Raw genomic sequence first — 24,297 nt, 5'->3', positions numbered from 1 at the left:
AACTTAGTTCTGCTCAACAGGAGATATGTCTATATGGATCCAGTATTCGTCTCCATAATCGAAGAACAATTCTTCGCCGGCTTTGATCTTGCGCATTGCTTCGAATCTTGCAGTCTTCCAACGAGTGGACACTACTAATTTTACATTCGGCTTAGAGCTATGATTGATATAACGAGTATAATTGGACTCTTTACCTTCTCCGTAGATCCAATGATCTTTACAGATCCAAAGTAAATATTTAGACTCACAGTATTTAGCGGAGTTCGCAGACTTATCGTTAAGTACTCTACCGGTATAAAATCCTACCGTATCACCTTTGACTAAGTCTTGTCTGGAGAATAACCCCATTCCGATTCCGGGTATCTCGGATTCCCTAATTTCGAAATCCTTCTCTGAAAATACTTGAGGTCTGCGAATTTTATATCTGACCGACATCGTAAGAAACACATCCACCTATTGGAATCGGAATATTAATCCAAAGAATCTGATGGCCTCTCTTTGTCCATCCGCAATTGATTTATCATGTTTTTCTACTAAATGCGTATTACTTTAGGTCCAAATTTTTTATAGGCTTGTCTATCGCATATATGATGTAAATCTCTACTAAGATGGACAAACCGTATAGAAAGAACGTGGGAATGGTAGTCTTCAACTCTAAGGGAGAGGTTTTAGTAGGAGAAAGACTAAATTTTAAAGGCTCTTGGCAGTTTCCTCAAGGTGGAATTGATGATGGAGAAGATCCTAACATAGCAGCTCAAAGAGAACTTTTAGAAGAAGTAGGCATCCAAGATGCTGAGATCATCTATGAATATCCAAGTTGGATCAATTATGATTTCCCTGAGTCCTTACATTTAAGCTCAAATCTAAAAAAGTATAAAGGCCAAACCCAAAAATGGTATCTTCTATACTGGAATGGTAAAGCAGAAGACTGCAATCTAACTGCTCATGAGCAAGAGTTTGAAAGAGTTAGATTCATTCCATTTCAAGAATGCCTTTCGACCGTAGTCTCCTTTAAAAAAGATGTGTATCAACAACTAGTACAAGAGTTCGAACCTAAGATCTTAGATTTTATGAAGAAGGGACCTTCTAGATGAGTGCAACATTTTATACTCCACCTGGAGGACCTCCTCCTCCCAGTCCTCGTCTTAGAGAATTGTTCTCAAAGGTTGGAGAAGATTCCATTAGGGAACTTGTTTCTGTTTTCTATGATCAAATAGCTGTCAGCGAAATTCGTGGAATGTTTCCGGAAGATTTAGAAGAGAGCAAAGTAAAGTCAGCTGACTTTATGGTGCAAGTTCTCGGAGGTCCGCCCTATTATGTTCAAAAATATGGGCCTCCAAAAATGAGAGCTAGACATCTTCCATTTCCGATCGACGAAAAAGCAAGAAGGGTCTGGCTTTCCTGTTACCGCAAGGCGATAAAAGATTGGGAAGCAGACGAAGAATCTAAAGAGATACTTTGGCAGTTTTTGCAGGATTTCTCCTCCTGGATGGTAAATAAGGCTTCTTCTCAAGAATGAGGGAGTATAATTTAGTTGTAGGAGTTCCAATAACTGAATGGCTGCAAAAAACGAATCTAGAGCAAAAATTAGGATCCGAGGAACCGTACAGGGAGTTGGTTTTAGATATTTTGTGCTACAAAGAGCGCAAGAATGCCGACTGAAAGGTTACACTATGAATCTTCCAACTGGAGAAGTAGAAGTAGTGGTGGAAGGAGACAAAGTTTTTATCGAAGATTTATACAAAGCAGTTCAAAGAGGACCTTCTAAAGCAAAAGTAACGGAAGCTACAATCCACTGGGAAGATGCTAAAGGTACGTTTAGGACTTTCGAGATCAAACGTTAATCTAATATCCCCTTTGGGAGACCGATCCGCTTTGATCGGATAAATTTTACTGACGAAACCTGGTTTTTTTCGGAGAATGACTGTATGCAAGTGAAGGATACATATAAAAATAAATTTCTGAAACTTGCGCTCTTCCGAATTCTCGGATCCATCTTTATTATATCTATCTTACAAAATCCAATTTTCTCAGTCACTCCTACTCCTGTTTCTTTTATGAGTCCTGTATATGCAGTACAAGAGGATAAAGGCATCCTAAGACTTATTTCCATTTCTTCTATAAATGGAAAAACAGGACTGGTTTATACAGGCACCCAAGAGAAAGGGATCCCTGTTTTTAGAAAACAGAACTATATTCTTTTTAAAACTTCCAAAGATCTAAATTTATTAAACTTAGCTAACTCTAAAGTTAAGACAATCCAAGGAACAAGAGATGCTTTTCCGGGTAACAGCGGATTTTTGAAAGATAAATCCATTGTAATCTTCTCCAGAAAAAATGCAGACCGATGGGAAACTGTTTTATACGATTATGAAAAGGAGAAGGAGATAAAATCTCTTCCAGGTTACCAACCCTACGTCTCTCCAGATCAAAAGAATATTGTACTGATTGGTAATGAAGTACGTTACTCTGAACATGGAGAAGAATCTCTTAGAGTCCCAATCCATAAATATTCTCTCGAAACTTCCGAATTAAAAACTCTAGCTTGGATAGAAAGTGGAAAATCACAGATCACCGATGTATATACAATTGCGGAAGATCTAGTTTTAGTACGTGTAGCAACTGAGAAGGAAAACAAACTTTATAAACTTCCTTCTTTAACCGGAGAATTGATCAAGTTCTCGGATCCTTTCTATCCTTTTCCTGTAAATCCTCAGTCCAAAGAACCTAGAGAAAACAAAGAACAGGTCAATATAAGCTTTAGCCCTGACGGAAAAGTCCTCTCCTTCACGGAAAGAGCAGATGGAAAATTGGGAAACATTGTAGTAGTAGATCTAAAAACAAAACAGAGATATGATTCTTCTTTTGTTGGCTGTTTCCCTGTGGTGAAAAACGGATCCGTCTATTTCTTGGGAGATCCTGAATTCGTAAAACAATCCAAAGATCAGGAATATAGACCTTATAATAATTATACTCTATATGAATTAGATTATAAAAAAGATAAGATCCGCTCGATCACTCCTATTTCCGGAAAAGTAGAACTATTAGAATAGCTCTTAGGATTTTCCGAATTTGATTACATTATGATTTCATGATGCAAATTCTGGTGTTTTGGAAAATTTTCCTTCTTCCCTTTCAGTCGATACTGCAAAAATCCCAAGTGCGGTGATTACACATAATGCTCCTGCAAACATGAATGCTAGATCGTATTCTCCTTGTACTGTTCGGATATAACCTGCCCCGAATGCAGCAACAGCGGCACCGATCTGATGGAACGCAACCACCCAACCGAACATCAATCCTACTTTTTCTCTTCCGAATATTTTAGCAGTCAATGCAACCGTAGGAGGTACAGTAGCGATCCAATCTAATCCGTAAAACACGGCAAATATAGAAAGTTTATTCGATTCGGGATCAAATGCTTGCGGCAATAGTAACAAGGAGATCCCTCTCAATCCATAATACATGAATAACAAAATTTTGTTATTCACTCTGTCGGATAACCAACCGGAACCAACTGTTCCGATCAGATCAAAGATCCCCATTAGTGCCAAAAGTCCTGCTGCTCTTACTTCTGGAATTCCATGATCAGAACAAGCTGGCACTAAATGAGTTCCGACAAGACCGTTTGTGCTTGCCCCACATACGAAAAAACTTCCTGCAAGAAGCCAAAAGTTTCTAGATCTTAATCCAACTCTTAGTGCAGAGATCGCTTCCATAAATGGATTTCCGGAAACAGGTATGATACCTTCTTCTTCACTTTTTGCTCCATAAGGTAAGAGTCCCGATTTTTTAGGAGAGTCTTTCATTAAAAAGAGTACTGTAGGAAGAAGTATCGCTAATATAGAAGCAACCGCATAAACTGCGTTTCTCCATCCCTCTCGTTCTGTGAGTGCGGCTAAAAATGGAAGAAAGATGATCTGTCCAGTTGCTGTGCTCGCCGTCAAAATCCCCATGAGAAGACCTCTATGAGAAACGAACCAGCGGTTGACCACAGTGGCTCCTAAAACGAGCGCAGCCATTCCGGAACCGAATCCAACCATTACACCCCAAAGAACTACTAGTTCCCAGTTTGTTCGCATAATCGTTGTTAGCAGAATTCCAGAAATGAGTAATGAAAGTGCGAACACTATAATTCGTTTTATACCAAAACGATTCATGAGTCCTGCGGCAAACGGTCCTACCAGGCCGTACAATAATAAGTTCACTGAAACTGCAAAAGAGATGGCAGATCTATCCCAACCAAATTCTTTTTCAAGAGGAACGATTAAAATTCCAGGCATGGACCTCACTCCAGCAGCAACGATCAAAGTGAAAAATGTAATGATCAAAACGATCCAAGCATAATGAAAAGAAAAACGTTTGCCCAAACTAAGCCTCTACGATACAGACCGGGAGATCTTTCGAATCCCCTATCTTTGATTTGACTATACTAAGATTTAAAAGTTATAAATTACGTTCATTCCTTTCGAAGCTTTCTAGTATAAAAATATCTTGCTCGTTCTTTCTTAAGATAGAAAGTTCCTCTCGCAGTGAAGAGGAAAACATGAAAAAAATCCTAACGTATTCTTTATCAGGGATCTTAGTAATCGTTCTAGTTCTTGTAATATTATATTACATGACTTCCGGGCCTGGAGAAACAATGAGTTTCCAAGATCCGTATCATACCGAAAGACCAACGGCCCAAGGTTCCAAGTTGATGGTAGCAAGCGGTCATCCTTTGGCCACAAAAGCGGCTTTGGAAATTTTGGAGAAGGGTGGAAATGCAGCGGATGCAGGAGTGGCAGCTCTTTTAGTTTTAAATGTGACCCAAGGAGAGGAGGCTTCTTTTCCCGGAGTAGCTCCTTTACTTTATTATGACCAAACAGATAAAAAAGTTCATAGTTATATTGGAGTTGGGACTGCACCTGCAAAAGCTACTATAGAATATTTCAAGTCTAGAGGACATGAATCCATTCCAATGTTGAAATATTCTTCTCAATTGGTTCCAGCTTCTCCTGATGTGATCGTTGCATTACTCAAAAAATATGGCACAAAATCTTTTGAAGAAGTAAGTAAACCTGCAATCCAAATCGCGGAAGAAGGTTTTCCAGTTCACAGAATCCTAATGAGAAATCTAAACATAGGCGTTTTCAAAAGGTTAGGTCTTAAATTTTTGCTTCCTTATAATGCAAAAATTTATGTGGGAGATAAATGGTGGAAACCGCTTCAACCTGGAGAAAGATTTAAAAGACCTGCATTATCCGCAACACTGAAAGAGTTGGCAGAAGCAGAGAAGGCCGCTTCTTCTTCCGGAAAAAATCGTGCAGAATCTTTGGAAGCACTGAGAGATTATTTTTATAAAGGACCAATAGCAGACAAGATCGCAAAAGCTCATGAAGAACATGATGGCACCATGACTAAAGCTGATCTGATGAGATACAGCGCCGACTGGGAGGTCCCCTTACAAGGAAATTATGGACCTTATACTATCTTCTCCAATCGAACTTGGAACCAAGGTGCAGTTGTCCCGATCGTTTTACAAATTTTAGAAGGTATCGATCTAAAATCGATGGGCCATAACTCAAAGGAATATGTTCACACAGTAATCCAAGCGATTGAGTTAGCAATGGCGGATCGTGAAAAATATTTTGGAGATCCAGCTTATGTTTCCGTTCCAGAGAAAGGTCTTCTCAATAAAGAATACGCTGCGGAAAGAAGAAAATTATTACAATCCAAAGCATTCGGGAAAACTCCTCCTCCTGGAAATCCATTCTTATTCGAATCTCCTGCAAGTGCCAAAAAGATTGCTTATCAAAAAGAGCATAATATTGCGATAAATGAGGAACCTTTCTTTGATCTTACTCCCAGCTTTTGGGAAAGAACAGAATCTGGAAAAATAGGAAGGGATACTACTTACCTAAGCATAATCGATTCTAAAGGAAATTCTTTGTCCTTAACTCCGAGCGATTTTCCTCAGTCTCCAATTATAGAGGGCGATATCACTTTAGGAATTAGAATGACCCAGTTCCGCTTAGATCCAAACCATCCTTCCGCTTTAGTTCCAGGGAAAAGACCTACGATAACGCCTAACGCATCAATGGTATTTAAAGATGGAAAATTTTGGATGAGCTTTGGAACTCCAGGTGGAGACATGCAAACTCAGGCAGTGGTCCAAGTATTCTTAAATTTAGTAGTTTTCGGAATGAGCCCTCAAGATGCAGTGAACGCGCCTCGATTCCGTTCCTTGAACTGGCCTGACGCCTTCTCTCCCCATAAATATTATCCAGGAAGAATAGAATTAGAAGAGGATATCTATAAAAAAGAAGGAAAAGCACTCGAAGCTCTTGGCTACGAAGTCAAAGAAAGAGAAAAATGGGAATATGATTTTGGGGCTCCTTGTATTTCTTTAAAAGATCCTAAAACAGGAATTTTATATGGCGGAGCCGATCCAAGAAAAGAATCCTGGGCGGAAGGAAAATAAAAGAGGCAAGAATGAAAAAAAGAAGGCTTGGAAAAACGGGGATGGTGGTTTCCGAAATTTGTATGGGGACTATGACTTTCGGCTCTAGTTGCGACGAGAAAGAAGCACATCGAATTCTGAACAAAGCCTTCGATTCAGGAATAGACTTTTATGATACTGCTGAGATCTATCCTGTTCCTCCTGAAGCAGAGTATGTTCATGCTACTGAAAAAATTTTTGGAAATTGGTTAAAGACCAAAAAGAGAGAATCCATCCTGATCGCTACAAAAGTATGTGGCCCAGGTCATGGGTGGTTCACTCCTCCGGTGAGAGAAGGTAAAACTGCTCTGGACCGCAGGAACATAAAAGTAGCTATTGAAGGAAGTTTAAAAAGACTGGGAACCGATTATATAGACTTATACCAAACTCATTGGCCTGATCATGATTTCGGATTCGAAGAAACTCTAGAAGCTTTGACCGAATTGATAGACGAAGGAAAAGTCAGATATATAGGGAGTAGTAATGAAACCGCTTGGGGAACCATGAAAAGTTTAGAAGTTTCCCGTACGAATAAACTAGCGAGATACGAATCCATCCAAAATAATTTCAGCATATTGAATCGAAGATTTGAAGACGCTCTTTCTGATATTTGTAGAAGAGAACAGATCAGCCTTCTCCCATACTCTCCATTGGCAGGAGGTGTATTGACCGGAAAATATAACGGGCCAACTCCGCCTGAAAACGCAAGATTTACACGTTATGCAAAACTTCCCACAGAAAGACAAAGAAGAATGGCAAATCGTTTTCTGAATGAAGGTACTCTCGCTTCTACAAAAGAACTGATAGAAATCGCTAAAGAAGCAGGAATTAGTGTTACAACTCTTTCAGTTGCTTGGTCCAAACAGCACGACTACGTAGCTTCTACTATTATTGGAGCCAATACTGTAGAACAATTAGAAGAAAGTTTAAAGGCATCTAACCTTATCTTGTCTGATGATATTTTGAAAAAGATAGATGAGGTTTCTAAAAAGATCCCTTATCCGATGGGGTGATTAATGACCTCTCCAGACTTCTTCTTCTGAGATGATTTCGTTTTTTTCTCCTGTGAAATTAGGGAATGATTTAAAGAAGCCTGTGATTAAATAAGGGATCACATCGAACATTGGTCCGGACCGACCTTCTCCTTCCACGTTTGCTTTTAAAAGTACACTGGAAGGAAGTCCTCTATAACGTTTCCCATCATAGATCACCAGTTTAAAGATCACATCGTAAAAATTTTCATAATAAGGACTGGCTCCTGAAATTCTGGAACTGCCGAAATTACCCATAAAGGCAAAAGGAGAATATCCCCCCACACCTCCCAAAATAGGTACAGCCGCTAATCTACTGGAAGTTCCACCGTAAGAATGATATCTCATGCCTCTAGCACTAGTCCACCCGCCAAAAGCACCCAGATCTGCTTTTTGATCGATTACACTTCCTCTTGGAAATATTAATATATCATAATGTATTAATTGATCAGCCATAGATATATCTACCTCCTTGTAACCCTTCTCCGCAAGTTTTTCACGGATAAGATCTTCGTTTTCACGAATAATGATGGGAGGAGCTTGGCCAAAAAAAGGGAGGAATGCGTAGGTTTTTTCGTAGTAGCGAATATGATCTGATCTTTCTACCTCTACCTGGGATTTTACTTGGAGAGGAGAACAAAAATTACATCCTAATAATAGCAAAAGGACCAGAACTCTCATCATTATATTCTTTCGACCGGATCGAACGTAATTTTACTCCCAAATCGGATCGTTTTCATTTAAATTTCTGCAATTTTGTATAAAAGTTTTAGAAAACTTATCTAACGTTTTTCAATCATCTGCTCTAGATCTTCTGCCTTTCCGAATAGAACTAGGATATCTCCTTCTGATAGTACCAGATTTGGAGAAGGAATTCCTAAAACTTCTGCGTCCTGTTTGTCTGATTTTCTTCTGGTCTTTTTAGGTCTTTTGACTGTGATTAGATTTAAGTTCCAATCTTCTCTAAGTTTTGCACCTTGTATGGTCTTTCCTTGCATGTGTTTCGGGACCGTAGCTTCTAAAATCCTATAGTCTTGTCCGAGTAAGGTAACTCCTTTTACACTGCTATTCGCAAGTTGTTCTGCCATAGAATGAGCAGCCTGTTCTTCCGGATTGAAAAGGTTCTCAATCCCCAACATTTGCAAAACTCTTTTGTTCAAATCGGATTGGTATCGAGCGAATATATTAATTGCACCTATCTTTTTCAAAGAATCCGCAGTCACGATTAGATTTTCGAAATTATCCCCAATCGCTAAAACTACCGCATCCATTTCGTCCAAACCATGTTCTTTTAATTCTGATTCGTCCGTAGAATCTATTGCAACGCAGTAGGTAGAAAATTCTCTGATACGATCTATCTTATTTTTATCCTGATCGATTGCTGTGACTTCTTGCCCGTCTTCATAAAGTCTTTTTACGAGCTCAATTCCGAAATCCCCTAGGCCGATGACTGCGATCCTTTTCTTTCTCATTCGAACCTTCCTTTAACCTACCACAACGTATTCTTCAGGATACCAGTATCTTCGAGGTTTTCGTTTTGGAACAAAAGCCAATAATACTGTCAGAACGCCAACTCTTCCAACAAACATCACAACGCATAAAAGTAATTTTCCAGGAGTTTCAAACTTAGAAGTGATCCCTCTACTAAGGCCAGTTGTTCCATAAGCAGAAACTACTTCATAACAAATATCCAGAAAAGGTAAAGGTTTCTCAAAACAGATCAGAAATAAGATCCCTAGGAATATAACAAACATGGAAAGTACAATTGCAACAGATGCTCTGGAGAGTGAATTTTCCGCAACGGTTCTTCCGAATACATCCACTCTTTCCTTTCCTGTAAAGAACTGATAAAACTGTAAAGTAGCAAGCGCCAATGTGGAAGTTTTGATACCTCCTCCAGTTGAGTTTGGAGAAGCGCCCACCCACATTAGAAATAAACTCACGAACACCATTGGGATCCCCATGGAAGAAATATCCAAAGTATTAAATCCTGCAGTCCTCGTGGTCACTGAATAGAATAAAGAATGAAATGACTGGTCATACCAAGTCAAATCCTTCAAACTGAAATTTCTTTCTAGAACCCAGTAGGATATCCAACCGAAGAGTAATAAGAATAATGTGGTGATCAATATCAGCTTGGAGCCCAAAGAAAAACGCTGTCTAAAAGATTCTCCGTCAAACCTAATCTTCTTTAAAAGCTGATTCATAGTGGGAAAACCTAAACCACCAAATACAATCAAGATCATTAATACCGAAAGAAACGAATAAGATTCCTTAAAATAAGGTTCCGCTAATCCTTTTGGAAAAAGTGCAAAACCTGCATTACAAAATCCTGTTATAGAGTGAAATATAGATTGGAAGATCAGTTCTTTTTGAGAATATCCCAACTCTTTCGGAAAGGTTATATATAGAAAGACAGAGCCGATTCCTTCTATCGCGAATGTCTGGTAGGCAACCTGTTTTAAGATGGAACCTGCCCTTCCTATCGATTCTTGGCTGAATAGATCTTTGACGATTAGTTTTTCCGTAACGGAAACCTGTCCCTCTAAAACCAATGCAAAGAATACAGTCAATGTCATCAGTCCCAAACCACCAAGTTGGACAAGGATCATCAAGATGACCTGCCCTGTTCCGGTCAGATCCTGAGAAACATCAATTGTGCTCAAACCGGTAACGCATACTGCACTTACCGCAGTAAAAAATAGATCCACTAGTTGGATTGGTCTTGCTTCCGCTCTTGGCAAACATAAAGCGGAAGTTCCCAAAAAGATCAGGATCGCAAAACTTGCTGTCATCACTAGAGAAGGAGAAATTTTTCCGAGAGAAAGTCTTGCTCTTCTTAAAAAATGAGCAAAGCCTCCGAACGCCAATGTCAACTGACTTAAGGATAAAAATAAAAGTATGACCTCTTCCGTTCTTTGCTGAGAAAGAATCGATTCTATTTTTTCTTCAAAGAAAAACTGTAGGATCACTACTAAAACTACAAACGTTTCTATCTTATGAAATTTTAAATAAGCTTTATATGGAGCTAATGAGAAAAGAAAACTTAAAAATTCATAAATTACCAAATACCAAACTATGGTCATGGTAACCAAACGAAGTGGATGAATCCATTCAGGTGGATAATAAAATCCATATAGAAAGATCAGTATAAAGAGCGAAATAACACCTAAAACACCGAATATAAATCTTAAAGTAGGTTTGATATTCTCTTCGAAGAAGATTGAAATCCTCCCCCATTCGGAAACTAATTTTGTCCGTAACTGAGGATCTAAAAAAGGGTTCATGTTCTATTAGAAATGAGTGCTAAAAAATTCGAATTCCATTCTATATTCGAAATTTCTGGAATATAATCCGTATCCTGGAATTGCCTTTGGATGTATTGTCTCAGAAAGTTTATCGGGTACAGTTGGATTTGGTGTAGGACTTTGAGGTTGGTTCTCCAACTTCATACGATCATAGTCTCTTAAATCCAACCATGCATTTGCAAGTGCTAGGGTGGAAGCAACGCCGAATACGATCCATCCACCCTCAAATGTTTTTTGATAACCCGGCTCTGCCGCGGATAACGCGCCATAGGCCATACCTGCAGCAAGCGGAAGTGTCATGAAAAATATAATAGAGAAACGCCGAAGCCTAGATTCTGTATAAGGTTGAGGGTCGTTACCGAATTCTTCTAATTTTCTTTTACGATCTCTTGCTTGATCTTGTTGTCTTTGTAATGCCTCAGTATTCACTTCACCGGTGACTGGATTGAAAAGTCCATCATCACTTCTTCCCTGGACTGGGTTCGTTGTCCTTCTAGTTCCTTGGCTTCCGGCAGAATTAGGTAAACCTGTTTGAAACGGGATCTGTACATTTCTAGGATTTACCAAGGTCGGCTTATCCATTTTAGGAGGAAGAGAATACTCCCTGAATCCATCGGGAGATTTTTCATCTTTATAATTTCTTAAATTATAATCGTACGGATCCGAGAAATCACTTTGGTTCTGAGAAAATATTGGAAAAGAAAGCGCACAAAGTATAGAAAGAACCACGATCTTATTTAATCTAGAAAAAGATCTCATTTTTAGAACGCTGCTCCTTCTTCTGATCTTATTCTTCCTGATAGAATTTCGGATGTATATTGAAAAGAATTCTTTCTGACCTTTTCCAAATATTCAGTATCTAACCCTAGAATCTGAGCTTTATCATATTCTTCTTTGATATTAGTTCCGAAAATTCCAGGATCATCAGTAGAGATTGTAAATTTCAGATCATTACTCGCAAATCGAACCAACGGATGATGTGCCTTGTCTCTTACCATTCCAATATACTCATTGGAACTTGGACATGACTCAATAACTACATTCGTATTTTTGATACGATCCATACAATACTCTTGAAATGCCTTTGTTTCAGAGACCATGTTTTCAGTAACGGAAATTTCCACCCTCTCCTTATGTCGGATCGAATCCAATTCGGATTCTAATCTTTTCCTAGGAGGCAATTCTCCATGTTTTGAAATCTCATCCCAATGATCTAATTGGAATTTGAGGGTATCCTCTCTTTCAGAGGCTAGTTCTAAAACTTCTTTTCCTAAGTAAGCGTTTGGATCTATACCCATCGCAATCGCATGTCCAAGTCTGTGCGCCCCCCATTCTGCTGCCTCTAGTATCCAACGAGATGCAGATAGAAGAGTTTTATCCAGGAAAGATTCTCCCACATGATAAAGAACAGTTAGCGCAGTAGAAGTTTCCGCAAGATTATCTTTTTGAACTTCATTTAGAAATTCCCTTTTACCCTTGGGAGGAAAACCTTCTTCAATATAACAAAAATCTAATCCGACTAGATACTTTTTGATGAGGACATCTTTTTCCATCATCTCTTTCAACATTTCGTATTCTTTAAGAACTTCTCCATCCCTATGTAAGGAAACTACTAAACGGGATTTGGCTTTTCCAGAAAGTTCCGACTCTGCTTCTTCAAATCCTTCACAAGCTGCCAAAGTTTTAGAATAAATTCCTTCGTAAGTATCGAGCGGAGAATACATAATCCTATATTCTCCAAATACAACACCTTCTTCGTATTGATCTTTTGTAATATGTTTAGAAACAAATTTGATCTCTTGAGGATCGAATTTGGAAAGTGCAATGATCAGATTAAACTTTGCTTGGAATTCAGGAAAAGGTCCTTGGTGATTGAACAAATAGATCTTCTTAAATTCTTCCAAAGATTTATAATCTTCGAAGAATGTTTCTCTATTGATGGACTTCCCGTAAAGTTCGTGGAAAGGTTTTGTAAAAATTTCCCAACGTGGAGAGGGATTATTCAATCCCATCTGAAAGAGAAGTTCAGGTTTGAGACTACCGTATAGATGATTATGAAGGTCTGCAAATCCTAGATTCGAATCCATGTATCTTCTACGCTTTTAAGTCATCTTAACTCTATCGTTACCGGGATAAACCGTTTTTCATGGAAAAAATGTTGTTTGCATAACCCTCCTTTCAAAGCTGGAAACTACTTGGCCTCTTTGTATAAAAAAATACTCAAACTATATCGCCCCAGTCGATTGAACGTTAAAATCCTTTCCCTAGCATTGCCTGTAGTTTTCGGAATGTTAAGTCAATCTTTGGTTTGGATTACGGACACTGTTATGGTCGGATACCTAGGCCAAAATGCAATCGCGGCCATAGGTATAGGTGGAACCAGTTATTATACTCTTGTTGCATTCTTAATCGGATTTTCAATGGGAGTACAGATCATAGTCGCAAGAAGGTTTGGAGAAGGTAAAAAATCCGAAATAGGAAAGGTAGGAATTTCTACACTTTATCTCTCTATACTTTTAGGTAGTTTCATATCCATATCCGGACCTTGGGTTTCTGAATCTCTCATGTTTTGGATCGGTCCTGAAAAAACGGTTAACTCGCTTGGAACAGAATATTTATATTTTAGATTTATCGGCAGTGGTTTTTATTTTTTAGGATTCTGCTTCAGAGGCTTTATGGATGGTCTTGGATTAACCAAAGTTGGTTTTGTATCCATGGCAGTAACTACTATCGCAAACATAATCTTTAACTGGATACTGATCTATGGAAATTTAGGATTTTCTCCTATGGGAATAGGAGGCGCTGGACTTGCATCGTCAATTGCAGGATTTGCGGGGTTATTGGTATTTCCTATATTCTTTTTTTATTATAAACTAGGACAGTATTTTGAAGAAGTAGATCTTCTTCCGAGCAAAGATCATCTTATAGAAATTTTTAAAGTAGGAATTCCGCCAGGTTTTGAAGAAGGTTTGGTTAACGTTGCGTTTGTGGTCTTCTCCAAAATACAAGGTTTGATCTCTATACTCGCAGTTGCAGCATCCAATGTTTTGTTTTCAACATTAAGCTTTGCATTCTTGCCGGGATATGCATTCGGAGTAGCAGCGACTACGATCTTAGGGCAGGCAATGGGAGCTAAAAAATACAAACTCGCTTATCATTCTGCATTTCGTTCCGCATTCATTTCTGCGCATGTGATGGGATTCATAGGTCTATGTTTTATCTTCTTAGGAAAAACGATTGTGTATGCGATGACCAGAGACCACGCCTTGGTCGAGGAATGTTATCCGGTACTTCTATTATTAGGAGTCATTCAGATCGGAGATGCATATCATATGGTAATCGGTGCCGCCTTAAGAGGAGCCGGTTTGCAGAACTATGTCTTTAGGATATATATTCTTCTTACCTATGCGTTAATGCTTCCATTAGCTTATCTTTTCGGGATCGTATGGAAAGGTGGAACTCTAGGAATCTGGGCTGCGATATTCGTTTGGATCGCTTCTCTTTCGCTAATTTTTATCTATGAATTCAGAAAGAAAAATTGGGTAAAAGGGACTGTTTAAATCCCTGTTGGAAGTCCTACAAATATTGGATTTTCAGGCATGTTTGACAATCTAATCCTTCTTGCCCCAATAACAAAGCCGGGGTTTTTGGTTCCAGAATGAAAAAGGCGCTTATCACAGGGATCACCGGACAGGATGGATCCTATCTTACCGAACTTCTTTTGGAAAAAAAATACGAAGTACACGGGATCGTCCGTAGAACCAGCTCTTTAAACCGGGATCGGATCGAACATCTAAGAGGAAACCCAAACCTTTTTCTTCATTATGGAGACTTAACCGATTCCAGTAACCTAAACAGGGTTTTGGAAAAAGTCCAACCAGACGAAATTTATAATCTAGCAGCCCAATCTCACGTAGGAGTTTCCTTCGAAGTTCCTGAATATACTGCAGAAGTGGACGCAGTTGGAACTTTAAGAATTTTAGATGCACTCAAACAAACAGGAGTAAAGTCCAGATTCTACCAAGCTTCTACTTCTGAATTGTACGGAAAAGTGCAGGCTGTTCCACAAGACGAAAAAACTCCATTCTATCCAAGATCACCATACGCAGTCGCAAAATTATACGCATACTGGGCGGTAGTAAACTACAGAGAAGCATTCGGATTACATGCTTCTAATGGAATTCTATTCAACCACGAATCTCCAAGAAGGGGAGAAGGTTTCGTAACCAGAAAAATCACCCTTGGAGTCGCTGGCCTTGTTTCCGGAAAAGGTGGCCCTATCCATTTAGGAAACCTGGACGCAAAAAGAGACTGGGGATACGCACCAGATTACGTAAACATGATGTGGATGATGTTACAACAATCAGAACCGGATGATTACGTAGTAGCAACTAACGAAACACATACAGTCAGAGAATTTATCGAAGAATCCTTCCGACATCTGAACATCCAAGTTGAATGGAAAGGAACAGGAGACCAAGAGAAAGGTTATAATAAGAAGGACGGAAAACTTTTAATCGAAGTAAATCCTGCTTTTTACAGACCAACCGAAGTGGACCTTCTTATCGGCGATCCAGCAAAAGCAAAGGCAAAACTTGGTTGGGAACCTAAGGTCAAGTTCAAAGAACTAGTAGAGATAATGATCAAAGCAGATTGTAAGGCAGCCGGGATCAATATTTAAGCGCGTTTTTTGATCTTAGCGTCTATCTGTGATTTTTTGCGGAATGCCTGTACTAATTTTTCTAATTCAACTAGATCAGTGCAGGAAATTTTCCCCTGATCCAATTTGATAAATTTGTTTTTGGAGATTAGATCCAAAACCAAGTTCTCATCTTTTGGATAAGTCAATCCAACCATCTTGATCAAGTCTTTAGTGCCTATCTCGAAATTGTACGTGGATTTAGGAATAACCTTAACTCTATTTTTCTCGACAAGAGTGAGTAATGTATCAGCGACCCTTCCCTGAGGATCTGAGATAAGCAAGTTAGCAAGCTGTTTATAAGCGGTCCAAATCCTTTCAGAAAGAAGAGTGATTAGCCTGGTTGCTAATTGAGGCTGTGCCTTAACCATTCCTTCGAAGTTTGCCTTGTTAATCGCAAGAAGTTGTACTTCTCCCCAGGCAATTGCAGAAGCGGATCTAGGTTTATTATCTAATAATGCCATTTCTCCGAATATGTCCCCGCTTTGTAAAACTGCGAGAAGCACTTCGTTAGAGTCTACGATCTTTGTGATCTTTACTCTTCCATGTTGGATGATATATAATTCTCTACCAGGCTCATGCTCACAAAAGATCATCTCGTTATCACCGTATGCACGGTTAAACTTTGTATAATCTATTGGAGGAGGTGCAACTGGTTGGTTGACTGTTTGTAATTTCAGTTTTGCCTGAGTAGCAAATTGACCATTAGGAAGATATTGCAGATATTTTTGGAAAGCGTAAGCGGCGTGAAGAGTGTTCTTCTGATTGAAATAATATTCTCCGATCGAGAACAACTGATTCGGATCTTCTTCAACAGCAGTACGGAAAGACAGACGAGTAATCGTAGAGTCGAACTGTCTGAGTTTCATAGAGAAGTAGCGAATGATTTTCATCGCTACAGGAGTATTTTTTTGGATCAGAGTTCCGAACTGATCATAACTTACCTGAATTAAGGAAACATCAGTAAGAGCAATTGCGGATTCGATCTGAGCGTGCTGACTCATTGCAGCAACCACTCCAAAAAAATCTCCCGGTCCCAAAAGTTGGTTCGGATCCTCACCTACTACTTGGTTTTCGCGGGTGACCCTAACCTTGCCTTGTCGGATAATAAAGAAATTATGGGCTTCTTTCTTGCCTTCGACGATGACATAGGACCCTTTCGGGTAATTCACGATTTGAAAGAAGCCGTTGGACATACTTACCAGAGATTAAAAAATTCTTCCGTGGGAATTCAACTATAAACTAGTATCGGCTCGAGATGAGGGAATTCGGACTGAAATCCGAGTATTTCCTTATTTTTCGCGACAAGATTCCCCTTCCGGAGAAGATTCTTCCCCATCCGAAAGTAAATCGATACCGGAAAATTCCAGGGCGGCTTTTTCTGCCATTGCTCTGGAGTAAGATTGCCTGCAAATAGAGGAGAAAATCTGTTTCGCCTGGTCGATTTCTCCCATCTTGGCCAGTAGGCGCCCCGCTTCCAAGTAGGATTCTAACCCAGATTCTCCTGTGGGTTCCATTTTATAAAGATCCAGACTCACTTCCAAGGCTTTCTCAGGACGATCCAATTTCACGAAACAATCTTTAAGAAGGCCTAGCACCCTGTTTTTTTTGGAATTTCCAGGATATAGAACCAAGAAGTTACGAAGACTTTCGGCTGCTTTATAAAAACGGCGGTCCTTATATGCCTCCTCAGCAATCCGAAACAAAATATCAGGATCAGAAGGTCCTTGCTTGGAAGGATTTTCCCCTTGGCCAAATGCGGAGAAGGAGAATGAAAAAATTAGGAGGAAGACGATCAGGATTCGCGAAAGGCAGAACGATTTGAAAGTTGCCTTTGAAAAAGAGGGAAAACGTGTGCCCTTAAAATAAAATCCGGAAAACAAGAGTACCTACCAGAGCTAAGCTCTATATAGATTATCAGTCGTTTTCCGGATTTTATGAATTACTTTTTTTTATCTATTTTCTTCCGATGGAATTCGCAGAGGCGATACAACCGGCCAGTAGACGGATTTTTTTTACCTACTTTAGTGCCGCAGACGATACAAAGACCTTCTTTCCTTCTCCTTTGATAAAGGAGCTGAACCCTCTCCGCCCCAGACAGGTTGTATTTACTAACCTGAATGCGAAATCCTTTGTAGAGGTAATTACCTATCGCTTCAACAGCTTGAGTTTTTACCCCGGCGATGATCTTTTCCAAATCATCGTTAGTGACTTTCTTTGGTTTCATAAATGTTAACTGACGTAACAACAGTTATATTCTTACAGAGTTAGTAAAGTGTTTTTAATTTTCCGCATAACACTGCATAAAATTTTTTGACAAAACTCATATTAGGTTACTATTTTTTTAATAAATTTATTCGTCTGAGGGCTCCCCTGTTTCGGCTAACGATTAACAATTAAAATATTCGATTATTTCGCCCAGGGCAACGTTAAGTCGTTTTATACCAATTCTCAATAAATATGGAAATTTATTTCCATAGCTCTGACATATAACGGAGAATTCATTAGGCGATTATAGCAAAACATAAAGATTTAAACTAACGATGAAAAGCCGAGCCTTTAAGGGATATGACGATCTATATTTACCTATTCAAAAAATCATTACTTGAAGGCTTGAACGCCAAAATTGCATTTTTATCGATGGATTTTTCTTAGAAAATAAGTCATATTAGAAGGCAGGTCGGTTTTAGAATTTATTATGAAAACAACTGTTCATATCTTATTAATTTCTCTAGCTTTCTTCCAATTAACTTCCTGCTCTAAATCACCCCAAGAAAAAGTAAAAACGATACTTTCTGATGCACAATTAAACGAAGAAGAAAAGATCAAAATGGCAGCGTTTGCATTATTTGGCGAAAGGTTGAAAGAAATTGATCTAGTAAAAGTTCAAGATGAGAAAGGACCAAAATTCGAAGTTTATTTAGGATTTGGAGGAACGTCTGCACTTACGTTCTTAGGTTCGGAAAAATATTCTGATCATATGAAATTGGAATTAGCTCTCGGTACTTATAAATTCCTACAATCTTTACAAAGTTTTCGTTTCGGAAAATATAGAATGAGCCTCATCAAACCATTCTTCATAAAGAACGGAGAAGCAAGAGGGGCAGAAGAATTTGAGATCTATAGATTCAGAGCAGAAGGAGAAGATCTAAAGAACGTACCAGGCTTCAATGAGACTGACGCATTCGCCTCCGATAATTATGATGTTCCGTCTGAAAAGGTTGTAACGGTTTTAAAAAATATGATAGATAATTGGCAGGTAGAGCTGGACCAATTTGCAAGAGTAGAGATCAAGTAATAAGAGATCTCATTCGTTTAGGATAATTCGTAAAGATCCCATCTACTCCTAAATCTATTCCTGACTTCAGCTCTTCTTCCGTATTCAGAGTGTAAACTAAAACCTTAAAACCTTCCATCTGGATTTTGGAAACAGTCTCTTTATCCAAACCCCTGGCAGAAAGATTCAAACTGAATGCGTTCAATCTAAAACCAAGCTCTAATGCTTCCATCCAAGAAGAAGTTTCGTCTCCGATCAAGATGCCAAGCTTTGCCTCTGTTGATAATTCTCTAATACGTATCAAGGAGTCCCAACAAAAAGAAGAGAATAATGTTTTATGAAAGAGCGAATTTTGCCTAGTATAATCGATCAGCTCTTGTTCAATTGGAGTTTCTATAGGAATCTCTTCATAAGCTCCTGATTTGATCTCCACATTCAATCCGATATTTTTGGACTTTAGATAATCCCAGACTTCCCAAAGATCTGGCACCTTCTCCCCTTTAAACCTTGGGTCTTTCCAAGAACCTGCATCCGCTTTGCGGATCATATTAAATGGAAGAAGTTTCACTTCTCCTTTTTGATCTGTCGTTCTGTCCAATGTATCATCATGAATAACTACTATCTTAGCATCAGCAGAATGTGTAATATCCAATTCTATCCAATCCGCCTTGAGCTCCCAGGCGTTTTGAAACGAACTCATTGTGTTTTCAGGATATTCTCCGCTGTCTCCTCTATGAGCAATTACCCAAGGTTTAGGAAGAAGAAATAGATCCGAATTCATTAGAAGGCCCAGCCTACGAAAAGATTTAAGCCGAAGCTAGTGCCTGGTAATCTTTCTGAATTCTGGTAAGCGTATCTTCTATATAGCAAATCTCCAATACTTGCAGTTCTATCCGAATAATAAAGATCTGAAACAGAGAATGAATTACTGTAAGGAGCATACCAACTCCAAACACCTTCCCAACCAAAAAATAAACCAGAACCAGCTTGGAATCTAAATCCAACTCCGAAACCCGCATAATTCCTTGGCCCCGAACTATAAGAATCTTTTTCGAAACGATATGTATTGCCTGCGGATTCCCAATAAAGAGCAGTTTGATTCTTTTGGTAATGTTCTCTTCCTAACCAAAGAGAAACGAAAAAAGGAGAATCTGCTATGAACCTTTGAACAAAGAAAGCTCCTCCCCAATACTTCTCTTGATGGTTTCTCAATCTTCCGTAAAAATCATGAGGGGGAAGATAATAAGAATATGCGGCATCATTATCAAAACGATTCACATAAGTATTACTATAACCGTTAAGCCCAATAGCCCATTGAGAATCTAACATTCTCGCAACCTGCAAAGAATAATATTTTTCTGAACTCCCAAATGCAAAACCACCGATCTGGTTCTTGAACTTCTCCCTAAGTTCTGCTTGGCTAGGCCCAGTTGGAGTTTTTTCAGGAGGTAGCCCATTCATAAGACTTGGCTTTTGTTCTATAGTTTTATCAGGAGAAGGTTCCGTAGGCTGGGACGAAACTTGGGAAGATATGATACACAGAAGAATAATTAAAATCAGAAGAAACGGAGCGGGCAGTTTTGAACGGGAGAACATCCCTTAGCAAAGACACCTGAAAAAAGAAAATGTCAAGCAGTGGAAACTGAGAGGAGGGAAGAAATTAGCAGGCGAGGTTTCCCTTCGCCCGCTCGTCGGAAATTAAGCTTTTCCTTTTGCAGTAGCTTTGATTGTTTCAGCTACTTCGGTCAATTTAGCTTTAACTGCTTCTAATTGGCCTTCTGGAACGCGTTTTTTGATCTCTTCGGAGATTTGATTGTACTTCTCAACGATTTTACCACGAGTTTCTTCGTAGTTTTTACCAGCAACGGTGGAAACTTCTTTGATTTCGTTCAAAAGTTTATCCACAGATTCGCGAATTTTTACAGAACCTTCAGAATTGTCTGCAGCACCTTTAGCTACTAATTCTCCGTAGGTTTTTTCCAAATCCACTTTCGCTTTGTCTAATCCTTCTTGTCCAGATTTCAAAAGTCCGATTCCAGCATTAAGAATGTCCAACAGTTGTTTTTCCATTTTTCTCTCCTTTTTCCGCCACACTTTTGGTGCAGCGCACAATCCATTCATATTGCACCGCACTATAGAGGTCAACCCCTAAATTACAAAAATTCAGAAAAAAATGAAAAAGAAAACTAGGTCAGATCTTACCTGGTTGGACTTCCAACTTAGGATATTTAAGATCCATATCTTCCAATTCTTTACGAACTGACTTTGCTATCAGATAGTCCCTATACCATTTCTTGTCAGAAGGAACGATCACCCAAGGAAAACGATCTTTTGAATGAGAAAATACCCATTCATACGCGTTCTGGTATTTTTTAAAATTTTTATGAGCCTCTAGGTCGCTTGGATCAAACTTCCAATTCTTTTCAGGATTGGATAATCTCTCTTCTATCCTTTTGATTTGCTCTTCTTGGGATATATGTAAGAAAAATTTTAGGATATGAGTATGATTTTCCTTATAGATAAATTCTTCAAAAGAATCTATGAAATCTACTCGTTCTTTCAACTTATCTTTAGATAAACTTTCGGAAACGTATGGAACTAAAATATCCTCGTAATGAGATCGATTGAAGATCTGGATCCAACCTTTTTGTGGAAGTTCTTTATGGATTCTCCAAAGAAAGTCACGACTCAACTCTTCTTGTGTAGGAGCCTTCCATGCCTTGCAAGTGCAGCCTAAAGGATTTAAAACAGAAAATAGTCTTTTGACCGATCCGTCTTTTCCCGAAGCATCCACTCCCTGAAGTATGATGAGTAATGATTTCTTTTTACCTGCAAAAAGGCGAATCTGCAGTTCTTCTATCCTTTCCAATTCCTTCAGGCGAAGTTCTTCCGCTTTCTCTTTGGAAAGATCTTCGTTCGGTTCTGTCGAATATTCAGAAAGTTTAATCATTCTGACCTACCAGCGAGCGATATGATCCTCTGCCCAGCCTTGCCCACTTTCAATCCTAAATTCACTTTTGCCGATACGGAATACGCCGTCAAAACTTCCGATCATCTGATTTACTTTAGAAGCAATTAATCCCATATTGGAATAAGCCTTTCTGTGAAAATCAGGAGTAAATACAAGCTCGACTGCCTTACTTTCCTTGGAATAGATCATCCAAGGTTTTTTAGGATCTTTTTTATCGAACTCAAAAGCAATCACGGAAGGAATTTTATAAATTCTACCATTAATCAGAAGAGCATTTTCAGTGGTTCCAGTTCCGTCTGTCCAACCACCACCGAGATTCATTCCATAAACTTCATTATTGCCTGGACGATAAGACATGGATGCCCAATTCCATTTGCTGAAATAAGGCCACACTCCCCTTCCATAATCTAGAACTCCAAATGAATCCTTAGGATTGAATTCGTATGATTTAGAAGCAGTTGTGACTTTTCCTTTTGCTCCTAATCCGAATAATTTGTGGGTGAATTGAAAACGATTTTTATTCCAAGGAACTACAACATTCAAACTTTCCCATTGATTAGGGACTTCTAATGTAAGATCTGCTTGTATGGACTTGTTAGTTCCTTTAAGAAAATCCACCTTGATCTTGTAATTTCCATTCTCATCGATTTGGAAATCTAAAAATCCTTCCTTTCCTTCGTATCGAGCAGTGCTGGAAACAGTTTGTCCGAGTAAAGTGCCTTTTCCAAATGGTGTGATTACAGTTGCCTCTTGGAACTCTCCAGTCCTTCTATCCAACCAATAACAAAAGATCACTCCCGCATAATCGATATCCGAAACAGTGAAGGAAGCCAAAAAGTTTTGATCATAAAAACACCAGTAATTCCATTTTTTCTTACGAAGCCAATGTCCTTTTACATTACATCTATGTAAGGGAGTTTTGGACCAGCCGATCGCATTCCGATTCACTTTACCGGAAGGATCACATAAAATGGTAGGTTGTTGGATTTCTGTTTCTAAATTCATGCTATCAAAGGACAATACAGGAAGCATGTACGGACCCACAATCTAAATTTCTTTTGCAATTTTTCCGAGAGCCTGGATGGCAGAGATCACCTTAGGTCCCATCAGTACTCCTGCATTAATTCTGAAATTATTCACATACTTACCGGAAAGAGAGAAAAGATTTCCTGGAACTAAACTAATCTTCTTCTTTGCGGCTTGAAATCTCAGAATTCTAGAATCTTTTCCCTTAGGAAGTTCTATCCAAAGAAGAAAACCTCCTTTCGGAATAGCGATCTTGGTTCCCTTCGGAAAATATTCCAAAAAAGAATCCGTATAAGAAAGTACCAAACCGCCCAACCTTCGTCTAAATTCTCTCAAATGTCTTTCATGAGCAAGTGATCCCATAAAATAAGAAGAAGCAAGTTGAGGAATGGCAGGCAAAGAGATTGATTCTGCTAAACGAAGACGTTTTGCATTCTCCACTTTGTTCTTATCGCCGATCATCCAACCAATCCTAAGTCCCGGATTTACGGATTTAGAAAGAGAAGAGACATGAGTCACAATCCCTTCCATATCTAAAGACAAAAGGGAAGAAGGACGAATCTCTCCGTTATGCTGCAAGTCGCCATAAATATCGTCCTCAAGAATTTTTACACCATACTTAGAGGAAACTTTGAGAAGTTCCTTTTTAGACTCCAGAGGCATAAGACTTCCAGTTGGGTTCGAAAAAGTTGGAACGGTGATCAAATACTTAGGAGATTCTTTCTTTATTACGGAAATATAAGATTGAAGATCCAAACCAGTAAAAGGATCCGTTGGTATCTCGATCGCTTTTAATTTTAATTCAGAAAGAATTTGATACAAAACAAAATGAAGAGGACTCTCTACTGCGACCTTATCACCAGGTTTTAAGGAAAGACTCAAGGCTAAGAATGCCGCTTCTGAACAACCCAAAGTAATGAACACTTCATCGGGATGGATCCTTCTTTCCTTACCGGAAGAACGAATTGCGATCTTTTTCCTAAGTTCCAAAATTCCAGCTGCATCCGAATATTTATAAACCTGAGAGTCCTTTAGGGATTTCTTATATGCTTTTTGCAAAGAAGAATAGGGTAAAAACTGAGGATCAGGAACTGCTGCTCCAAAAGGAATAAATCCTGGATCGGCAAGTTCTGACATAAGAGAACTCACCTCCTCCGGAACGGATGGATTTGGAACTCTTACAGGTTTTTCCAATTTGAATTTCGGATACAGTTCAGGTCGAGGAAGGACGAAATAACCGGACCTTTCCCTCCCGCTAATAAAGCCTCTTTCTTGAAGAATACCAAAAGCCTCCACAGCAGTAGAAAGATTACATTCTTCGAATAAACAAATCTTTCTAAGAGATGGTAATTTGGAACCAGGAGGAAATTCCCCAGATTCTATCCTTCCTATCAAAGAATTTGCGATCTTAGAATACTTAGTAATGAGTCGATCTGTATTGGTCATAAAAACAGTTTCTGTATCTGTATGGTTATCTCAATTTAATGTATAAACGAAATAAGAA

25 protein-coding genes are annotated in these 24,297 nt (G+C 38.9%); 9 read left to right on the top strand and 16 right to left on the bottom strand.

The window, feature by feature from the left end; genetic code table 11:
* Window positions 1-3: 3 nt before the first annotated feature.
* Window positions 4-435: an SET domain-containing protein gene (locus tag B1C82_RS12615; protein WP_086447899.1), complete on the bottom strand. Its 432-nt coding sequence runs from the start codon at window positions 433-435 to the stop codon at window positions 4-6.
* 173 nt (window positions 436-608) lie between these two features.
* On the opposite strand from B1C82_RS12615, the gene B1C82_RS12610 reads away from it, so the two are divergent.
* From B1C82_RS12610 to B1C82_RS12595, 4 genes are all read left to right on the top strand, one after another.
* A complete protein-coding gene (locus B1C82_RS12610; RefSeq protein ID WP_086447898.1) occupies window positions 609-1,094 on the top strand; it encodes an RNA pyrophosphohydrolase in 486 nt (161 codons plus the stop codon).
* Entirely contained in the window at window positions 1,091-1,519 is a 429-nt protein-coding gene (locus B1C82_RS12605) for a globin domain-containing protein (RefSeq protein WP_086447897.1), read from the top strand. Before B1C82_RS12610 ends, B1C82_RS12605 begins: the two co-directional genes overlap by 4 nt.
* A 37-nt stretch (window positions 1,520-1,556) precedes the next feature.
* Window positions 1,557-1,844, top strand: a complete 288-nt coding sequence (locus tag B1C82_RS12600; protein WP_086447896.1) for an acylphosphatase — start codon at window positions 1,557-1,559, stop codon at window positions 1,842-1,844.
* A gap of 84 nt (window positions 1,845-1,928) precedes the next feature.
* The gene (locus B1C82_RS12595) at window positions 1,929-3,053 is read left to right on the top strand and encodes a TolB-like translocation protein (protein ID WP_086447895.1); all 1,125 of its coding nucleotides are present in this window, start codon (window positions 1,929-1,931) and stop codon (window positions 3,051-3,053) included.
* A 36-nt stretch (window positions 3,054-3,089) separates the two neighbouring features.
* Here B1C82_RS12595 and B1C82_RS12590 read toward each other — a convergent pair whose 3' ends face one another.
* Window positions 3,090-4,370 carry an MFS transporter gene (locus tag B1C82_RS12590; protein WP_086447894.1) on the bottom strand — a complete coding sequence of 427 codons (1,281 nt, stop codon included), beginning with the start codon at window positions 4,368-4,370 and terminating at the stop codon, window positions 3,090-3,092.
* A 176-nt stretch (window positions 4,371-4,546) separates the two neighbouring features.
* Between B1C82_RS12590 and B1C82_RS12585 the strand changes: the two genes are divergently transcribed.
* Both B1C82_RS12585 and B1C82_RS12580 read left to right on the top strand, forming a co-directional pair.
* Window positions 4,547-6,463 carry a gamma-glutamyltransferase family protein gene (locus B1C82_RS12585; protein WP_086447893.1) on the top strand — a complete coding sequence of 639 codons (1,917 nt, stop codon included), beginning with the start codon at window positions 4,547-4,549 and terminating at the stop codon, window positions 6,461-6,463.
* 11 nt (window positions 6,464-6,474) lie between these two features.
* Window positions 6,475-7,494, top strand: coding sequence for an aldo/keto reductase (locus tag B1C82_RS12580; RefSeq protein ID WP_086447892.1), 1,020 nt, complete (start codon window positions 6,475-6,477; stop codon window positions 7,492-7,494).
* On the opposite strand, the gene B1C82_RS12575 is transcribed toward B1C82_RS12580, so the two are convergent.
* The 5 genes from B1C82_RS12575 to B1C82_RS12555 form a co-directional block, all read right to left on the bottom strand.
* Window positions 7,495-8,193: a hypothetical protein gene (locus tag B1C82_RS12575; RefSeq protein ID WP_086447891.1), complete on the bottom strand. Its 699-nt coding sequence runs from the start codon at window positions 8,191-8,193 to the stop codon at window positions 7,495-7,497.
* A 101-nt stretch (window positions 8,194-8,294) separates the two neighbouring features.
* Complete coding sequence (locus B1C82_RS12570) at window positions 8,295-8,984, bottom strand: potassium channel family protein (RefSeq protein ID WP_086447890.1); 690 nt, start codon at window positions 8,982-8,984, stop codon at window positions 8,295-8,297.
* Window positions 8,985-8,996: 12 nt separating this feature from the next.
* Window positions 8,997-10,799 (bottom strand): TrkH family potassium uptake protein, encoded by a 1,803-nt coding sequence (locus B1C82_RS12565; RefSeq protein WP_086447889.1) that lies wholly within the window; start codon window positions 10,797-10,799, stop codon window positions 8,997-8,999.
* A 6-nt stretch (window positions 10,800-10,805) separates the two neighbouring features.
* Entirely contained in the window at window positions 10,806-11,579 is a 774-nt protein-coding gene (locus B1C82_RS12560; protein WP_086447888.1) for a hypothetical protein, read from the bottom strand.
* Between the two features lie 2 nt (window positions 11,580-11,581).
* Window positions 11,582-12,907: an amidohydrolase family protein gene (locus B1C82_RS12555; RefSeq protein WP_086447887.1), complete on the bottom strand. Its 1,326-nt coding sequence runs from the start codon at window positions 12,905-12,907 to the stop codon at window positions 11,582-11,584.
* A gap of 108 nt (window positions 12,908-13,015) precedes the next feature.
* Between B1C82_RS12555 and B1C82_RS12550 the strand changes: the two genes are divergently transcribed.
* Both B1C82_RS12550 and gmd read left to right on the top strand, forming a co-directional pair.
* Entirely contained in the window at window positions 13,016-14,380 is a 1,365-nt protein-coding gene (locus B1C82_RS12550) for an MATE family efflux transporter (RefSeq protein ID WP_199775778.1), read from the top strand.
* A 98-nt stretch (window positions 14,381-14,478) separates the two neighbouring features.
* Complete coding sequence (gene gmd, locus B1C82_RS12545) at window positions 14,479-15,501, top strand: GDP-mannose 4,6-dehydratase (RefSeq protein WP_086447885.1); 1,023 nt, start codon at window positions 14,479-14,481, stop codon at window positions 15,499-15,501.
* Here the strand turns inward: gmd and B1C82_RS12540 are convergent.
* From B1C82_RS12540 to B1C82_RS12530, 3 genes are all read right to left on the bottom strand, one after another.
* A complete protein-coding gene (locus B1C82_RS12540) occupies window positions 15,498-16,715 on the bottom strand; it encodes a Crp/Fnr family transcriptional regulator (protein WP_086447884.1) in 1,218 nt (405 codons plus the stop codon). The two genes, gmd and B1C82_RS12540, sit on opposite strands and share 4 nt — an antisense overlap.
* A gap of 96 nt (window positions 16,716-16,811) precedes the next feature.
* Window positions 16,812-17,402: a tetratricopeptide repeat protein gene (locus B1C82_RS12535; protein WP_086447883.1), complete on the bottom strand. Its 591-nt coding sequence runs from the start codon at window positions 17,400-17,402 to the stop codon at window positions 16,812-16,814.
* 59 nt (window positions 17,403-17,461) lie between these two features.
* Complete coding sequence (locus B1C82_RS12530) at window positions 17,462-17,746, bottom strand: LIC10235 family protein (RefSeq protein ID WP_010513869.1); 285 nt, start codon at window positions 17,744-17,746, stop codon at window positions 17,462-17,464.
* Window positions 17,747-18,217: 471 nt separating this feature from the next.
* Here B1C82_RS12530 and B1C82_RS12525 point away from each other — a divergent pair, with 471 nt between their 5' ends.
* Window positions 18,218-18,817: a hypothetical protein gene (locus tag B1C82_RS12525; RefSeq protein ID WP_086447882.1), complete on the top strand. Its 600-nt coding sequence runs from the start codon at window positions 18,218-18,220 to the stop codon at window positions 18,815-18,817.
* On the opposite strand, the gene B1C82_RS12520 is transcribed toward B1C82_RS12525, so the two are convergent.
* From B1C82_RS12520 to B1C82_RS12495, 6 genes are all read right to left on the bottom strand, one after another.
* A complete protein-coding gene (locus tag B1C82_RS12520) occupies window positions 18,810-19,577 on the bottom strand; it encodes a glycerophosphodiester phosphodiesterase (RefSeq protein WP_086447881.1) in 768 nt (255 codons plus the stop codon). The two genes, B1C82_RS12525 and B1C82_RS12520, sit on opposite strands and share 8 nt — an antisense overlap.
* On the bottom strand, window positions 19,577-20,392 hold the full coding sequence (locus tag B1C82_RS12515; protein WP_086447880.1) for a hypothetical protein: 816 nt from the start codon (window positions 20,390-20,392) through the stop codon (window positions 19,577-19,579). The genes B1C82_RS12520 and B1C82_RS12515 overlap by 1 nt, the downstream gene beginning before the upstream one ends.
* Window positions 20,393-20,494: 102 nt before the next feature.
* The gene (locus B1C82_RS12510; RefSeq protein WP_086447879.1) at window positions 20,495-20,866 is read right to left on the bottom strand and encodes a phasin-related domain-containing protein; all 372 of its coding nucleotides are present in this window, start codon (window positions 20,864-20,866) and stop codon (window positions 20,495-20,497) included.
* 121 nt (window positions 20,867-20,987) lie between these two features.
* Window positions 20,988-21,746: a PPK2 family polyphosphate kinase gene (locus B1C82_RS12505; RefSeq protein ID WP_086447878.1), complete on the bottom strand. Its 759-nt coding sequence runs from the start codon at window positions 21,744-21,746 to the stop codon at window positions 20,988-20,990.
* Window positions 21,747-21,752: 6 nt separating this feature from the next.
* Window positions 21,753-22,772, bottom strand: coding sequence for a DUF2804 domain-containing protein (locus tag B1C82_RS12500; RefSeq protein WP_086448594.1), 1,020 nt, complete (start codon window positions 22,770-22,772; stop codon window positions 21,753-21,755).
* A 42-nt stretch (window positions 22,773-22,814) separates the two neighbouring features.
* Entirely contained in the window at window positions 22,815-24,239 is a 1,425-nt protein-coding gene (locus tag B1C82_RS12495; RefSeq protein ID WP_086447877.1) for an aminotransferase-like domain-containing protein, read from the bottom strand.
* Between the last annotated feature and the right edge of the window lie 58 nt (window positions 24,240-24,297).

Source organism: Leptospira venezuelensis (assembly GCF_002150035.1).
Lineage (GTDB): Bacteria > Spirochaetota > Leptospiria > Leptospirales > Leptospiraceae > Leptospira_B > Leptospira_B venezuelensis.
The sequence above is the reverse complement of the archived record's forward strand: the minus strand, read 5'-3'. Positions and strand labels throughout refer to the sequence as shown.

Bases quoted from the DNA above. Each gene is read 5' to 3' on its own strand.
- B1C82_RS12615 (WP_086447899.1), bottom strand. From the start codon at position 435: ATGTCGGTCAGATATAAAATTCGCAGACCTCAAGTATTTTCAGAGAAG.
- B1C82_RS12610 (WP_086447898.1), top strand. From the start codon at position 609: ATGGACAAACCGTATAGAAAGAACGTGGGAATGGTAGTCTTCAACTCT.
- B1C82_RS12605 (WP_086447897.1), top strand. From the start codon at position 1,091: ATGAGTGCAACATTTTATACTCCACCTGGAGGACCTCCTCCTCCCAGT.
- B1C82_RS12600 (WP_086447896.1), top strand. From the start codon at position 1,557: ATGGCTGCAAAAAACGAATCTAGAGCAAAAATTAGGATCCGAGGAACC.
- B1C82_RS12595 (WP_086447895.1), top strand. From the start codon at position 1,929: ATGCAAGTGAAGGATACATATAAAAATAAATTTCTGAAACTTGCGCTC.
- B1C82_RS12585 (WP_086447893.1), top strand. From the start codon at position 4,547: ATGAAAAAAATCCTAACGTATTCTTTATCAGGGATCTTAGTAATCGTT.
- B1C82_RS12580 (WP_086447892.1), top strand. From the start codon at position 6,475: ATGAAAAAAAGAAGGCTTGGAAAAACGGGGATGGTGGTTTCCGAAATT.
- B1C82_RS12575 (WP_086447891.1), bottom strand. From the start codon at position 8,193: ATGAGAGTTCTGGTCCTTTTGCTATTATTAGGATGTAATTTTTGTTCT.
- B1C82_RS12570 (WP_086447890.1), bottom strand. From the start codon at position 8,984: ATGAGAAAGAAAAGGATCGCAGTCATCGGCCTAGGGGATTTCGGAATT.
- B1C82_RS12565 (WP_086447889.1), bottom strand. From the start codon at position 10,799: ATGAACCCTTTTTTAGATCCTCAGTTACGGACAAAATTAGTTTCCGAA.
- B1C82_RS12560 (WP_086447888.1), bottom strand. From the start codon at position 11,579: ATGAGATCTTTTTCTAGATTAAATAAGATCGTGGTTCTTTCTATACTT.
- B1C82_RS12555 (WP_086447887.1), bottom strand. From the start codon at position 12,907: ATGGATTCGAATCTAGGATTTGCAGACCTTCATAATCATCTATACGGT.
- gmd (WP_086447885.1), top strand. From the start codon at position 14,479: ATGAAAAAGGCGCTTATCACAGGGATCACCGGACAGGATGGATCCTAT.
- B1C82_RS12540 (WP_086447884.1), bottom strand. From the start codon at position 16,715: ATGTCCAACGGCTTCTTTCAAATCGTGAATTACCCGAAAGGGTCCTAT.
- B1C82_RS12530 (WP_010513869.1), bottom strand. From the start codon at position 17,746: ATGAAACCAAAGAAAGTCACTAACGATGATTTGGAAAAGATCATCGCC.
- B1C82_RS12525 (WP_086447882.1), top strand. From the start codon at position 18,218: ATGAAAACAACTGTTCATATCTTATTAATTTCTCTAGCTTTCTTCCAA.
- B1C82_RS12520 (WP_086447881.1), bottom strand. From the start codon at position 19,577: ATGAATTCGGATCTATTTCTTCTTCCTAAACCTTGGGTAATTGCTCAT.
- B1C82_RS12515 (WP_086447880.1), bottom strand. From the start codon at position 20,392: ATGTTCTCCCGTTCAAAACTGCCCGCTCCGTTTCTTCTGATTTTAATT.
- B1C82_RS12510 (WP_086447879.1), bottom strand. From the start codon at position 20,866: ATGGAAAAACAACTGTTGGACATTCTTAATGCTGGAATCGGACTTTTG.
- B1C82_RS12505 (WP_086447878.1), bottom strand. From the start codon at position 21,746: ATGATTAAACTTTCTGAATATTCGACAGAACCGAACGAAGATCTTTCC.
- B1C82_RS12500 (WP_086448594.1), bottom strand. From the start codon at position 22,772: ATGAATTTAGAAACAGAAATCCAACAACCTACCATTTTATGTGATCCT.
- B1C82_RS12495 (WP_086447877.1), bottom strand. From the start codon at position 24,239: ATGACCAATACAGATCGACTCATTACTAAGTATTCTAAGATCGCAAAT.